At 73.2% G+C, this 13,059-nt stretch carries 12 protein-coding genes; 9 read left to right on the top strand and 3 right to left on the bottom strand.

The features are described 5' to 3' along the window. The first annotated feature begins 185 nt into the window (after window positions 1-185). From rho to BLT97_RS02945, 7 genes are all read left to right on the top strand, one after another. Window positions 186-1,331 carry a transcription termination factor Rho gene (gene rho / locus BLT97_RS02915; RefSeq protein WP_218137278.1) on the top strand — a complete coding sequence of 382 codons (1,146 nt, stop codon included), beginning with the start codon at window positions 186-188 and terminating at the stop codon, window positions 1,329-1,331. Window positions 1,332-1,483: 152 nt separating this feature from the next. Continuing rightward, window positions 1,484-2,293, top strand: coding sequence for an ABC transporter ATP-binding protein (locus tag BLT97_RS02920; protein WP_093607027.1), 810 nt, complete (start codon window positions 1,484-1,486; stop codon window positions 2,291-2,293). Beyond that, complete coding sequence (locus BLT97_RS02925; protein WP_093607028.1) at window positions 2,290-3,087, top strand: ABC transporter permease; 798 nt, start codon at window positions 2,290-2,292, stop codon at window positions 3,085-3,087. Before BLT97_RS02920 ends, BLT97_RS02925 begins: the two co-directional genes overlap by 4 nt. Next, entirely contained in the window at window positions 3,080-4,513 is a 1,434-nt protein-coding gene (locus tag BLT97_RS02930; RefSeq protein ID WP_245769107.1) for a sensor histidine kinase, read from the top strand. The genes BLT97_RS02925 and BLT97_RS02930 overlap by 8 nt, the downstream gene beginning before the upstream one ends. A 23-nt stretch (window positions 4,514-4,536) precedes the next feature. Further along, entirely contained in the window at window positions 4,537-5,181 is a 645-nt protein-coding gene (locus BLT97_RS02935; protein WP_093607734.1) for a response regulator transcription factor, read from the top strand. Between the two features lie 53 nt (window positions 5,182-5,234). Beyond that, the gene (locus BLT97_RS02940; protein ID WP_093607029.1) at window positions 5,235-6,047 is read left to right on the top strand and encodes a maleylpyruvate isomerase family mycothiol-dependent enzyme; all 813 of its coding nucleotides are present in this window, start codon (window positions 5,235-5,237) and stop codon (window positions 6,045-6,047) included. Between the two features lie 112 nt (window positions 6,048-6,159). Then, window positions 6,160-6,924, top strand: a complete 765-nt coding sequence (locus tag BLT97_RS02945) for a crotonase/enoyl-CoA hydratase family protein (protein WP_093607030.1) — start codon at window positions 6,160-6,162, stop codon at window positions 6,922-6,924. 34 nt (window positions 6,925-6,958) lie between these two features. On the opposite strand, the gene BLT97_RS02950 is transcribed toward BLT97_RS02945, so the two are convergent. The 3 genes from BLT97_RS02950 to BLT97_RS02960 all read right to left on the bottom strand — a co-directional run bounded on the left by BLT97_RS02950 (window position 6,959) and on the right by BLT97_RS02960 (window position 10,472). Continuing rightward, a complete protein-coding gene (locus tag BLT97_RS02950; protein ID WP_093607031.1) occupies window positions 6,959-7,303 on the bottom strand; it encodes a hypothetical protein in 345 nt (114 codons plus the stop codon). 64 nt (window positions 7,304-7,367) lie between these two features. After that, complete coding sequence (locus BLT97_RS02955; protein ID WP_093607032.1) at window positions 7,368-8,120, bottom strand: sulfite exporter TauE/SafE family protein; 753 nt, start codon at window positions 8,118-8,120, stop codon at window positions 7,368-7,370. A gap of 66 nt (window positions 8,121-8,186) precedes the next feature. After that, on the bottom strand, window positions 8,187-10,472 hold the full coding sequence (locus BLT97_RS02960; RefSeq protein WP_093607033.1) for an ATP-binding protein: 2,286 nt from the start codon (window positions 10,470-10,472) through the stop codon (window positions 8,187-8,189). 558 nt (window positions 10,473-11,030) lie between these two features. Between BLT97_RS02960 and BLT97_RS02965 the strand changes: the two genes are divergently transcribed. After that, on the top strand, window positions 11,031-12,062 hold the full coding sequence (locus tag BLT97_RS02965) for an SPFH domain-containing protein (RefSeq protein WP_093607034.1): 1,032 nt from the start codon (window positions 11,031-11,033) through the stop codon (window positions 12,060-12,062). Continuing rightward, window positions 12,062-12,952: a hypothetical protein gene (locus BLT97_RS02970; protein ID WP_093607035.1), complete on the top strand. Its 891-nt coding sequence runs from the start codon at window positions 12,062-12,064 to the stop codon at window positions 12,950-12,952. Before BLT97_RS02965 ends, BLT97_RS02970 begins: the two co-directional genes overlap by 1 nt. Window positions 12,953-13,059: the final 107 nt, after the last annotated feature.

A 13,059-nucleotide genomic window follows, 5' to 3' on the forward strand; every position in this document is an offset into this window, starting at 1 on the left:
GGGCAGCTCCGCCCACCGTCACCGCGCTCCCGCGGACCGTTCTCGTACGGCCCCGCACCCGAGCCGGTTCTCCTGCTCCGCCGACGTGCGGTGCGCGCCCCCGTCGCGGGCGGCCCGCGTTCTGCGTCGCGTCGAGCCCTTCCCCCTCCCGTATGCCACGTTCCGTCCCCGAAAGGACGCCCACCATGACCACCACCACACTCGAACCCGCCGCACCCGCCGCCGAGTTGCCCACGGCGAGCGGGATCCTGGAGCTCACGACGCAGGGCAACGGCGTGCTGCGCACGTCCGGTTACCTGGCCTCGCCCGGTGACCCGCACGTCCCGGCCGCCCTGATCCGCCGCCACGGTCTGCGCCGCGGCGACGCCGTCGCGGGCACGCTCGCACGGACGGGCAAAGGCCGCACCCTCGGCACCGTCGACCTGATCAACGGACAGGCCCCTCAACTCCTTGGCGCGCGCCCGCACTTCAAGGACCTCACCCCGCTGCACCCGCGCGAGCGCCTCACCCTGGAACACCCCGCGGGCGGGCTCGCGCCCCGCGTCGTCGATCTCGTCGCGCCCGTCGGCAAGGGCCAGCGCGGCCTGATCGTCGCGCCGCCCAAGACCGGCAAGACCGTACTGCTCAAGCAGCTCGCCGCTGCCGTGGCCGAGAACCACCCGGAGTGCCATCTGATGATGCTGCTCCTGGACGAGCGGCCGGAGGAGGTCACCGACATGCAGCGCTCGGTGCGCGGCGAGGTGCTCGCCTCCACCTTCGACCGCCCCGCCAAGGAGCACATCGCCCTCGCCGAACTCGCCGTCGAACGCGCGAAGCGGCTTGTCGAGCAGGGCCGTGACGTCGTGATCCTGATGGATTCACTGACACGTCTGTGCCGCGCCCACAACAACGCGGCCTCGTCCGGCGGCCGCACCCTGAGCGGCGGTGTCGACGCCGGCGCCCTGATCGGGCCCAAGCGTCTGTTCGGTGCGGCCCGGCTCACCGAGGAGGCCGGCTCGCTCACCATCCTCGCCACCGCGCTCGTCGACACCGGCTCGCGCGGCGACGACTACTACTTCGAGGAGCTCAAGAGCACCGGCAACATGGAGCTGAGGCTCGACCGCACCCTCGCTTCCCAGCGGGTCCATCCCGCGGTGGACATCGCGCCGTCCGGCACCCGGCGAGAGGAACTCCTGGTGCCGGAAGCCGAGTTGACGGCGGTACGCGCGCTCCGGCGCGCCCTCCAGCCGCGGGGCGTCCAGGCCACCGAGACGCTGGTCGAGCAGCTGCGCAAGGCACCTGACAACGCCGCGTTCCTGCGCCAGGTCCAGCAGACCGTACCCGGCGCGTAGCGATCCCGACCTGGGGGTTTTCCCCCGGGCACCGCGGAGGAAAGCCGCGTTCCCGTGGCGTGCGGGCGGATCTAGCGTCGAGGCATGAGCACGAACGCCACCCTTCCCCCGACGACCCGACCCGTGCGGCCGTCCGCCACCAGGAGGCTCGGATGATCTCGGTCCGCGGACTGACCAAACGGTACGGCGCCACCGCCGCGGTCGAAGACCTGAGCTTCGATGTGGCTCCCGGAACCGTCACGGGGTTTCTCGGCCCCAACGGTTCCGGGAAGTCCACCACGATGCGGATGATCATGGGCCTGGACACCCCGGACGCGGGCCGGGCCCTGGTCAACGGCCGCCCGTACCCGGAGCTCGCCTGGCCCCTCCGCGAGGTGGGCGCCCTGCTCGAAGCCCGCGCGTACCACCCCGGACGCACCGCCCACCAGCACCTGACCGCCCTCGCCGCGGGCGGCGGTGTGTCCCGCGCCCGCGTCGGCGAGGTGCTGCGCACCGTGGGCCTCGCCGAGGCCGCGCACCAGCGGGCCGGCACCTTCTCGCTCGGCATGTCGCAGCGGCTCGGCATCGCGGCCGCGCTGCTCGGCGACCCGGGCGTGCTGCTCTTCGACGAGCCGGTGAACGGGCTCGACCCCGAAGGGGTGCGCTGGATCCGGGACTTGATGAAGTCCCTCGCGGCCGAGGGCCGTACCGTCCTCGTCTCCAGCCACCTCATCAGCGAAATGGCCCTCACCGCCGAGCACTTGGTGGTGATCGGGCCGGGCCGGCTGCTCGCCGACACGTCCGTCGCGGAGCTGACGGCCGACGGCTCCTCCCTGGAGGAGGCCTTCTTCCGGCTCACCAGCGGTGCGGCGATGTACACCGGCACCCCGGCACACCGCCCGGACACCGAAACGCCCTCCCCCGCTCCCCTGTCCGCCCCCTCCCCCTCTCCGTACGACCCGCCCCACCGGAGGCCCCGATGAGCACCGCCGTTCTCTCCTCCCTTATGCCTGCGGGCGGTTACGGACTCCCGCACGCCCTGCGGATGGAGTGGATCAAGCTCCGCAGTCTGCGGTCCACATGGTGGGCGCTGCTCGTGGTCGTCGCCGGGATGATCGCCATCGGCGTGGTCACGATGGCCAACACCAAGCCTCCGTCGCCCGACAAGCTCGCCACGTTCGACCCGACGAACAACGTGCTCGCCGGGGTCGCGCTCGGACAGCTGGTGATCGGTGTGATCGGGGTCCTGCTCGTCACGGGCGAGTACTCCTCGGGCTCGATCCGCGCCACGCTCGCCGCCGTGCCGCACCGGCCGCTCGTCCTCGCCGCGAAGGCCGCGGTGTTCGGCGGCGTCACGCTGGTGCTCAGCGAGCTCGTCGTCCTCGTCACGTTCTTCGCGGGAGGGGCCGCGCTCTACCCGGCGATCCCCCAGCCCTCGCTCACCGATGGCGGGGTGCTGCGCGCGGTCCTGATGTCCGGGGCGTATCTCGGTCTGATAGCCGTCATGGCCGTCGGTATCGGGGCGCTCGTCCGGCACACGGCGAGCGCGATCGGTGCGCTGGTGGGGCTGCTCTTCGTCGTGCCCGCGGTGCTTGCGGGTGCGACGGGCACGGCGGTCGCCAAGTTCTTCCCGACGATGATCGCGGGCAACTCGCTCGCCGTGTCCCGACCGATGCCGGAGATGCTCACGCCGTGGGCCGGCTTCGCCCTCCTCGTGCTCTACACAGCCGTGGTGTACGCGGCCGGGCTGCGGGTCCTGGTGAAGCGGGATGCGTGACACCGCCGCGGGCGACGCGCCGGACACGCCCGGGCAGCAATACGGCGGCGGACACGGGATCATCGGCGGCATGCCCGCCGGACCCGACGCCGCCACCGCCGCCGACTCCCCCGCGTCCCGCGCCCCCGCGTTGTCCGCGGTGCTGCGGGCCCCGCTGTCGCGGCGGGCCGGACGCGAGGTCGCGTATCTGCTCCTCGGCAGCCTGCTCGGGCTGGCCGGCGCGCTCCCGGTGCTCGTGCTGCTCGCGCTCGGCTTCGCCTTCGTCGTCACGCTCGTGGGCTCGGTGGTCGGCCTGCTCCTGACCGTCGCCGCCCTGGGTCTCGCCCTCGGCCTGGGCTCCCTGCACCGGCGGCTCGCGGGCAGCCTCCTGGGCGAGCACGTCCCGGCGCCCCACCGTCCGGCCGCACACACGGGCCCCGGCCTGTTCGCGCGGCTCGACGCCCGGCTGCGGGACGGGACCGCCTGGCGGCACGTCTCGTACGTCCTCGCGAAACTGCCGCTGTCCCTGATCGGTCTGTACGCCGTGCAGTGGTGGGTGGTCGGCCTGATCAACCTCACCGCTCCCCTGCGCTGGGCGGTCTTCGGCCAGGGCACCCACGGCATGCTGCTGCTCACGCCGCTCCCCTTCGGCGGCAGCCCGACCGCGCACAGCTTCGCCGGGTCGCTCCTCGGCGTGGTGATGGGCCTGGCGACCCTGCTGGTCGCGCCCTGGTTCACGCGGCTGGTCGTGCTGACCGACCGCTGGCTGCTGCGGGCCCTGCTCGGCCCGGGTGAACTGGCCGCACGCGTCAGGGATTTGGAGGAGACCCGCGCGCTCGCGGTCGACGACTCCGTGGCGCTGCTGCGGCGCGTGGAGCGCGATCTGCACGACGGGGCGCAGGTCCGGCTGGTCGCCCTGGCGCTCGGCCTGGACATGGTGAAGACGAAACTCGCGGACGAGTCCACGCTCGACCTCGACGCCGTACGGCGGCTCGTGGACGGGGCGCACCGCAACGCCACCGAAGCCCTCACCGAATTGCGCGATCTGGCCCGCGGCATCCATCCGCCGGTCCTGGACGAGGGTCTCGCGCAGGCCCTGGAGACGCTCACCGCGCGCTCCACGCTGCCCGTCGAGCTGACGGTGGACGTGCCCGAACGGCCCTCGCCCGCGATCGAGTCCATCGCGTACTTCTGCACGGCCGAGCTGCTCACCAACGTGATCAAGCACAGCGGCGCCACCCGCGCCACCGTCTCGGCGGTCGGCAGCCCGGGGGGCGGGCTGCGGCTGCGCGTCGGCGACGACGGGCACGGCGGCGCCGAGGCCGGGACCGGCAGCGGCCTGACCGGACTCGCCCAGCGGGTCCGCACCGTCGACGGGTCCCTGGAGATCCGCAGCCCCGCCGGCGGCCCGACGATGATCACCGTCGATCTGCCGCCGCGCGCATGAGCGTTCGTGCCAGCATGGGCGCCATGCGAGTCGTGATCGCCGAAGATGCCGCCGTCCTCAGGGAACTCCTGGTCCAGATGCTCGAGGACCGCGGGTACGAGGTCTGCGCGGCGGTGCCCGACGCCGGCGCGCTGCGGGCCGCAGTGGCCGAGCACCGCCCGGATGTCGCGATCGTCGACATCCGGATGCCGCCCACGCACACCGACGAGGGACTGCGCGCGGCGATCGCCCTGCGGTCCGAACACCCGGACACCGGCGTCCTGTTGTTCTCCCAGTACGTGGAGACGAAGTACGCCACGGAGCTGCTCGCGGGCGGCTCGGCCGGCGTCGGCTACCTGCTCAAGGACCGTGTGGCGAACATCGCCGAGTTCACCTCCGCCCTGGACCGGGTCGCGGCCGGCGGCACCGCGCTCGACCCCGAGGTGGTCACCCAGCTCGCCGGTGCGAGCCGCCGCACCGACGACCTGGCCACGCTCACGCCGCGTGAGCGCGAGGTGCTGTCGCTGATGGCTGAGGGCCGGTCCAACGCGGCGATCGCGGCGGAGCTGTACGTGTCGGCGGGCACGGTCGAGAAGCATGTGGCCAGCCTGTTCGGCAAGTTGGGCCTGCCGGCTTCGGAGGATCTGAACCGGCGCGTGCTCGCGGTCCTGCGCTTCCTCAAGGACTGACCGGGTCCGCGGGCTTCCGGGGCGGCCTCGGGCGGGGCGGCTACGGTGATCCCATGACGCGCGCCGCCCAGGACCTCCACGAGCTCTACGCCGCCCGGATCACCGACCAGACACGCCGGTTGACCGAGGCCGTGGCCGGCGCGGACGCCGCCGCGCCCGTCCCGGGCCTCGACGGCTGGACCCTCGCCCACCTCCTGCGCCATGTCGGCGGAGCGCACCGCTGGGCGGAGACGGTGATCCGCACGCGGGCCACCGCTCCGGTCTCCGACGACCAGGTCAACGAGGTCACCCCCGGCAAGGACGACGACGTGCCGGGCCTGAGCGCGTGGCTCCTTGAAGGCGCCGAGCAGTTCGCGGCCACCTTGCGTGCCACACCCGAGGACACCCCGGTCTGGACGGTGGCCCCCAGCGGGAAGCCGGTCTTCTGGGCCCGCCGGATGACGTATGAGACCGTGGTGCACCGCTACGACGCGACCGTCGCGGCCGGCGGCAGGTACACCCTCGACGCGCGGACGGCCATCGACGGCATCGAGGAGTGGCTCGGCTTCAGCACGCTCCCGCAGGCCTACGCCTCCCCGGAGGACCAGGCCGCGCTCATCGCCCCGGCCCGCACGCTGCACCTGCACGGGACAGACGCACCGGACGACGATGGCGAGGCGGGCGAGTGGCTGATCGACCTCGGCACGGAGCCGATGACGTGGCGCCGCGGTCACGAGAAGGCCACCACGGCTGTGCGGGGCCCGCTCAGGGACATCCTGCTCGCCCTGTACGAGCGCCGCGCACCGGACGCGGAGCTCCAACTCTTCGGCGAGGAGGACCTGTTCGCGCGGTGGGTGCATGCGGCCGGGGACTGGTTGCGGCGCTGACCGGGCAGCGGTTGCCGCGCCGCACGGAGATGTGCCGGCGACGCCCGGGAGACGGTGGACGGCGCCGGGCGGGCCCCTGTCGCGGCACCGGTCCGCACGGCAGACTGCGCCCATGACCGTACGCATCGAACGCACCGGCCCCGTCACCACCGTGGTCCTCTCCCGCCCCGAGGCGCGCAACGCCGTGGACGGGGCCACGGCCGCCCTGCTCGCCGAGGCCTTCCGGGAGTTCGACGCCGACGACGCGGCGCGGGTGGCGGTCCTGTGGGGCGAGGGCGGCACGTTCTGCGCGGGCGCGGACCTCAAGGCGGTCGGCACGGAGCGCGGCAACCAGGTCACCGAGGACGGGGACGGCCCGATGGGTCCGACCCGGATGCGTCTGTCCAAGCCGGTGATCGCGGCGGTCGCGGGGCACGCGGTGGCGGGCGGTCTGGAGCTGGCGCTCTGGTGCGATCTGCGGATAGCCGAGGAGGACGCGGTGTTCGGGGTGTTCTGCCGCCGCTGGGGCGTCCCGCTCATCGACGGCGGTACGGTGCGGCTCCCCCGCATCGTCGGCACCGGACGCGCGCTCGACATGATCCTCACGGGCCGCCCGGTGCCTGCCTCCGAGGCCTACGCGATGGGGCTTGCCACCCGCGTGGTGCCGAACGGCGGCGCACGGCGGGCGGCCGAGGAACTGGCCGCGGAGATCGCCGCGTTCCCGCAGGCCTGTCTGCGCAGCGACCGGGCGTCGGTGCTGGAGCAGGAGGGGCTGGGCGAACAGGCCGCGATGGCGGGCGAGTTCCGCCACGGGCTCGGGGTGCTGGCCGAGAGCCTCGACGGCGCGGCGCGCTTCGCGGCGGGCGCGGGCCGGCACGGCGCGTTCGAGGAGGCCTGACGCCCGAGGGTCCCGTGGAGCGCGGGCCCGGGCGTCAGGGCAGCAGCACCCAGTCGCCGAGCAGGGCCCCCACAAGTCCCGCTGCCAGCAGATACGTTCCCAGGCGGGTGCGCCCCCGGCGGCTGAGCTCGATCACCAGGCCGCACAGCACGAGCAGGAGCCCGTACACGCCGACAACGAGGACGGACGAGCGGCTCGCGAGCCGGACCGCGAGCACCACGGCGACCAGGACCATCGCGACCGACGCGGCGGCGATCCGCAGCCGCCGTGCCTGGCGCGGCGTCATACCGGGGCGGCGGCTCTCCCTCTCCTCCTCGGGGTCGCCCGTCGCGGTCTCCTGGTCCTCGGCGGCGGTGGCCTCTTGATCGGAAGCGTTCATGGCCCAGGATCGTAATCGGTGCCTTGTGCGAGACGGACGCCCGCTCCGTGTACGGGCGCGAACGTCAGCGCACAAGAAGCTGAATTCCGCCCACAACGGTCGCGCCGATCACCAGCCGCTCGAACAGGAGTTGGTCGATCCGGTCGACGCACTTGCGTCCCAGCCACGCGCCCGGCACGACGAAGAGCACGAGCGCGGCGTCGAGCAGCAGCGACTCCCGGTCGATCAGCCCGAGCCCCACACTGAACGGCACCTTCGAGGAGTTCACGATCAGGAAGAACCACGCGGACGTCCCCAGGAACCCGAGTTTCTGGAACCCGCTGGAGATCAGGTACAGGGACATCACCGGTCCGCCGGCGTTGGCCACCATCGTCGTGAACCCGCCGAGCACCCCGTACGAGGGCGCCTTCCAGCGTGCCGCCGGCACGGAACCGCCGGCTTCCTCCTGGCGGGCGGCGAGCCGGCGCCGCCACACCGTGACGCCCGCCATGAGCAACAGGATCGCGCCGATCGAGGTGGCCACGCCGTCGTCGTCCGCCCACATCAGGAACCCCGTGCCGACCACCACTCCCGCGGCCACGGCCGGGAACAGCCGCCACAGCGTGGGCCAGTGGGCGTGGCGGCGGTAGGTGAGCACCGCGAGCACGTCGCCCGCGATCAGGATCGGCAGCAGGACGCCGGTGGATTCCCGCGCGGGCAGCACGGCCGCGAACACGGCCAGACTGACCGTGTTCGCGCCGCTGACCGCCGTCTTGGAGAACCCGACGAGCGCCGCCGCCAGGGCGAGGACGAGGAATTCCCCTGTCGATATGTCCATACGGGATGGATGCTACGTGAAACCACTTCCCGCACCGACCCCGTACCTCCTCAGTACCTGACCTGTTCAGCCGTCCAACTCGCTCAGCCGCGCCGCAATCTCCCCCCGTGACGGCACGCCCAGCTTCGCCAGGATCCGTTCCAGGTGCGCATCGACCGTGCGCTTCGAGATCACGAGGCGCTCGGCGATCTCCCGGTTCGACAGTCCTTCGGAGGCGAGCAGCGCCACCTCGTGCTCGCGGCGCGTCAGTTCATGGGTCTGCGAGCGCGGCGCCGGGATCACCTCCTTCGCCTGCCGGCCGGTGGCGAGGGCGACGACCTCGTCCTGCGGCCGGCGCGCCCCGTCGGCGCGCAGCTCGGCGCAGCGCTGCTCGCCGAGTGCCGCGTGCGCGGCCCGTACGGCGTTCTGGTGGAACTCCTCCATCAGCGAGGTGCCGCCGAGCCGCGCCCCGGCCCCGGCCCACAGCGGGTCCGCGGCACCGAGCAGCCAGACGGCCTCCTCGTGGCGTCCGTCGTGTCCGGCGAGCCAGGCGAGCAGTTCCAGGCAGTAGCCCATGCCCACGCCGTCGCCCAGCTCGTGCTTGATCCGCAGGGCGGTGGCGCCCGAGGCGCGGCTCTGCTCGTACTCGCCGCGCCGGAAGCGGGCCACGCCGGTCACGAAGTGCAGATAGCCGCGCACCCAGCCTTCCTTGGAGTCCTCGCCGAGTCGCCTGAGGCCCCGTTCGCAGACCTCGAGCGCCTCGTCGAGCTGTCCGCTGAGGTGCTGCATGTAGCCGATCTGGGTCTCGAGGGTGACGAGGCCCACCACGTCGCCGGCCTCCTCCAGGATCCGGTACGCCTCCTCGGCCGCGCGGGCCGCCTCCTCGTGCCGCTCCATGAACGTGAGCGACAGATTGAGGTAGACGCGGCCGCGCCCGGCGACCACCGGGTCGTCCAGGTGGTCCGCGATCCGCACGCACTCCTCGGCCTCGTCCAGCGCCCGGGGGTCGGCCTGGAAGGCGCCGAGATACGCGCTCTGTGCCAGCGCCCAGGCGCGCTCGCGCACGGCGCCCGGGAAGCGGTCGGTGATCTTCGCGTACCAATAGCGGCCCTCGGTGTGCAGGCCAGCGATGTGCCAGTACGGCCAGAGGGACCCGGTGAGGGCGGCGGCCTCGCTGTCCTTGCCCGGTGCCGCGAGCGCGTACTCGATGGCGAGCCGGATGTCGGGGTGCTGTTCGCGCAGCGCGCGGTAGCGCTTGATCTGGTCGTCGGCCAGGAAGTGGCGGTCGAACTCCTCGGCGAGGCGCAGGTAGCGGGCGTAGTGGCGCTCGCGCAGCTGTGCCTGCTCGCCGCGCAGGGCGAGGTGTTCGGCCCCGTATTCGCGCAGGGTGTCGAGCATGCGGTAGCGCGAGCCGTCGGCTCCCTCGCGCTGCACCACGGACTTGTCGACGAGCCCGACGAGCGCCTCCAGGATGTCCTCGCGCGGCAGCGGTCCGCCCGCGCAGACCTCCTCGATGGCCGCGATGTCGAAGCTGCCCGCGAAGACGGAGAGCCGCGACCAGAGCAACTGCTCCTGTTCGGAGCAGAGTTCGTGGCTCCACTCGATGGCCGTGCGCAGCGTCTGGTGCCGCGGCAGCGCGGTGCGCCTGCCGCCCGTGAGCAGCCGGAAGCGGTCCTCGAGGCGGGCCACGAGCTGGTCGAGGGGCAGCACCCGCAGGCGCACGGTGGCGAGTTCGATCGCGAGCGGCATGCCGTCCAGGCGCCGGCACAGGGCGACCACGTCGGCCCGATTCCCGTCGTGCACCGTGAACGCCGGGTCGACCGCGCGGGCCCGCTGCGCGAACAGCTCCACCGCGTCGCCGCCGTTGGCCCGTACCGGCAACGGCGCGATGGGGCAGATGTGTTCGCCGGGTACGTCCAGCGGCTGGCGGCTGGTGGCGAGCACCGACACTCCGGTGGTCTCGTGCAGCAGGATGTCGGAGAGCATCGCGCAGGCGTCCACGAGGTGCTCGCAGGTGTCCAGGATCAGCAGCAGGTTGCGCTCGCGCAGATGGTCGAGCACCGCGTCGAGCGGCGGCCGCGGGTCGCCCTCGGGCAGCCCCAGGCAGTTGGCCACGGTGTGCGGGAGCAGCTCGGGGTCGCGCAGCTCGGACAGTTCGACCAGGCAGACCCCGTGTGCGTAGCGGCCGGCGACGCGCGCCGCGCTGCGTAGCGCGATCCGCGTCTTGCCCACACCGCCGGGCCCGGTCACGGTGACCATCCGGGTCTGGCGCAACGCCTCGTCGACCCGGGTGAGTTCCTTGTTCCGCCCGACGAACCCGGTGACCTCCACCGGCAGTTCGCCGGGCCTGCGGCGGACAAGAGCCAAAGTCATTCCCAACCTCACTGCATGCGGCGTGTGCAGGGCGGTCGGCGCGTTCGCCTCCGCTTCTCGCCGACGACGATACGCGTCGGCCGGGCGGACGTCCTCGGTATACCTATGCCCGCCCCAGAAGAAGTTCGGTATACGCATCGGCCCCGTAATTGCTGTCCGTTGTGATTGCCAGGAGGCAGAGTGGGGCTCGTACGGCACAGGCGAGTTCGTGCGCGTACGGCACGAGCTCGGTCGGCTGGCTTGTCGGTGAGCCAGCCGGCCGTAGCGCCCGCCCGGGCGCCGTCCGCGCTCCCCCCTCCGCCCCGGCCTTCGGGTCGCGGGCCTGCGGGGCGCCCGGGGTCGGGGTGTTCTGCGCCCCCTGTTGCCCGTTCCTTCCGTCGACGCCCTCGCGCTTCCCTTCCGAGGGCGTCGACGCATGCCTGGACAGCGGCAGTTGTCGACGCATGCCCGGACAGCGGCCGTTGTCGCCGTATGCCCGGACTCCGGCTCCCGTTGTAGTCATCTTGACACTTAATCCCATGCGCGGGATTATCGTCCTAGTGACATTAAGGGGGGTTCATGGCCGACATCACCCGGCGCTTCGGACTGCGCCATCTGCGATCCGCACCCACGGCCCACATCCGGCACCTGCGTGCGGGCAAGGTCGTGCACGACGGTCCCGGGCTGAGCTTCTGGTACCGCTCGCTCAGCGCCGCACTCTCCGAAATACCCGTGGACGACCGCGAGTTGGCGATGAGCTTCCACGCCCGCACCGCCGACTTCCAGGACGTGTCCACGCAGGCCACCGTCACCTACCGGATCAGCGACCCGGTGACGGCGGCGGCCAGGATCGACTTCTCGATCGACCCGGACACGGGGGCCTGGCGCGGGGCACCCGTGGAGCAGCTCGCGACCCTGCTCACCGAGACCGCGCAGCAGCACGCCCTGGACGTCCTGGCCCGCACCCCGCTCGCCGCCGCCCTGGTCGACGGGGTCGCGGCGGTCCGCGAGCGGATCGCCGCCGGGCTCGCGGCCGAACCGCGCCTGCCCGCCACGGGGATCGAGGTGGTGGCCGTACGGGTGGTGGCGATCCGGCCCGAGGCCGAGGTGGAGCGCGCCCTGCGCACCCCGGCGCGCGAGCTGATCCAGCAGGAGGCCGACCGCGCCACGTACGAGCGCCGGGCCGTGGCCGTGGAGCGCGAGCGGACCATCGCCGAGAACGAGCTGGCCAGCCAGATCGAACTGGCCCGGCGCGAGGAGCAGTTGGTGGACCAGCGCGGCACCAACACGCGGCGCGAGGCCGAGACCAAGGCCGCGGCCGACGGGGTGCGCACCGAGGCGGAGGCGGCCCGCAAGGTGCGCCTGGCCCGGGCCGAGGCCGCGGCGGCGCGCGAGATCGGCGAGGCCCGCGCGCAGGCGCAGGCCGCATGGCTCGAGGTACACGGGCGCACGGATCCCGCGGTGCTGCACGCGCTCGCGGCGAGCCGCGCGGCGGAGAACCTGCCGCGGATCGAGAGCCTCACGCTCTCGCCGGACGTGCTCACGGGGCTGCTGGCCAAGCTGGGTGCGGGCGGCCCGGCGCCGGTCGCCACGGGCCGCGGTGAGCGCTGATGGCGCTGGCGCCGCGTGCGGTGCTCGTGCACCGCACCACGGAGTACGCCGAGTTGCTGGCCCGGCACGGAACGCACGGGCAGGCCGCGTTCTTCCTCTCGTCGCGCGGGCGCTCGGTGGACGAGCTCGTCGAGCGCCACCGCCGTACGGCCGCCGCGCTCGCCGAGGTGGCGGCGGCCGTGCCGATCACCTGGCGGCAGAGCCGCGTGGAGCGGGCGGATCTCGACCGGTTCCTGTTCGGGCCCGAGGACGTGGTGGTCGTGGTCGGCCAGGACGGCCTGGTGGCCAACACCGCGAAGTATCTGTCCGGCCAGCCCGTGATCGGGATCGACACCGATCCCGGGCGCAACCCCGGCGTCCTGGTGCGCCACCGCGCCCGCGACGCCGCCCGGCTGCTGCCCGCGGCGCTCGGAAAGGCCACCGGCGACGAGGAGTTGACGATGGTGGAGGCGGTGGCCGACGACACGCAGCGGCTGCTCGCGCTGAACGAGATCTATCTCGGTCCGCCCGGCCACCAGACGGCCCGCTACCGCATCGGCAGCGGATCCGGCGCGGAGGCGCAGGCCTCGTCCGGGGTGCTCGTCGGCACCGGGACGGGCGCCACCGGCTGGCTGCGCTCGCTCTGGCAGGAACGCGGCAGCACGCTGGCACTGCCTTCGCCGGCGGAGCGCCGGCTGCTCTGGTTCGTCCGCGAGGCCTGGCCGTCACCGGCCACCGGCACCTCGCTGGTCGCGGGCGAACTGCGGGGCGGCGCACGCCTGGAGCTCACGGTGGAGTCCGACCGGCTCGTGGCCTTCGGTGACGGCATGGAGCAGGACGCTCTGGAGCTGGTGTGGGGGCAGCGGGTGCGGGTCGGGGTGGCCGCCACGGCGTTGCGGCTGCTGGGGTGAGGGCTGCGGCTGCCGGGGTGAGGACGGCAGCCGCTCAGGTGAGGACGGCGGACCCGGCCCGCATCCGGGCGGCGGCCCAAGGATCCGGAACGCCTCGTTCGAGTGCA

The sequence above is a fragment of the Streptomyces indicus genome (assembly GCF_900100315.1).
GTDB classification, from domain to species: domain Bacteria; phylum Actinomycetota; class Actinomycetes; order Streptomycetales; family Streptomycetaceae; genus Streptomyces; species Streptomyces indicus.

What these genes read in the sequence shown, in the direction of transcription:
- BLT97_RS02965 (WP_093607034.1), top strand. Translation starts at nt 11,031, where the DNA reads ATGGCCGACATCACCCGGCGCTTCGGACTGCGCCATCTGCGATCCGCA.
- BLT97_RS02950 (WP_093607031.1), bottom strand. Translation starts at nt 7,303, where the DNA reads ATGAACGCTTCCGATCAAGAGGCCACCGCCGCCGAGGACCAGGAGACC.
- BLT97_RS02940 (WP_093607029.1), top strand. Translation starts at nt 5,235, where the DNA reads ATGACGCGCGCCGCCCAGGACCTCCACGAGCTCTACGCCGCCCGGATC.
- BLT97_RS02945 (WP_093607030.1), top strand. Translation starts at nt 6,160, where the DNA reads ATGACCGTACGCATCGAACGCACCGGCCCCGTCACCACCGTGGTCCTC.
- BLT97_RS02925 (WP_093607028.1), top strand. Translation starts at nt 2,290, where the DNA reads ATGAGCACCGCCGTTCTCTCCTCCCTTATGCCTGCGGGCGGTTACGGA.
- BLT97_RS02930 (WP_245769107.1), top strand. Translation starts at nt 3,080, where the DNA reads ATGCGTGACACCGCCGCGGGCGACGCGCCGGACACGCCCGGGCAGCAA.
- rho (WP_218137278.1), top strand. Translation starts at nt 186, where the DNA reads ATGACCACCACCACACTCGAACCCGCCGCACCCGCCGCCGAGTTGCCC.
- BLT97_RS02970 (WP_093607035.1), top strand. Translation starts at nt 12,062, where the DNA reads ATGGCGCTGGCGCCGCGTGCGGTGCTCGTGCACCGCACCACGGAGTAC.
- BLT97_RS02960 (WP_093607033.1), bottom strand. Translation starts at nt 10,472, where the DNA reads ATGACTTTGGCTCTTGTCCGCCGCAGGCCCGGCGAACTGCCGGTGGAG.
- BLT97_RS02935 (WP_093607734.1), top strand. Translation starts at nt 4,537, where the DNA reads ATGCGAGTCGTGATCGCCGAAGATGCCGCCGTCCTCAGGGAACTCCTG.
- BLT97_RS02955 (WP_093607032.1), bottom strand. Translation starts at nt 8,120, where the DNA reads ATGGACATATCGACAGGGGAATTCCTCGTCCTCGCCCTGGCGGCGGCG.
- BLT97_RS02920 (WP_093607027.1), top strand. Translation starts at nt 1,484, where the DNA reads ATGATCTCGGTCCGCGGACTGACCAAACGGTACGGCGCCACCGCCGCG.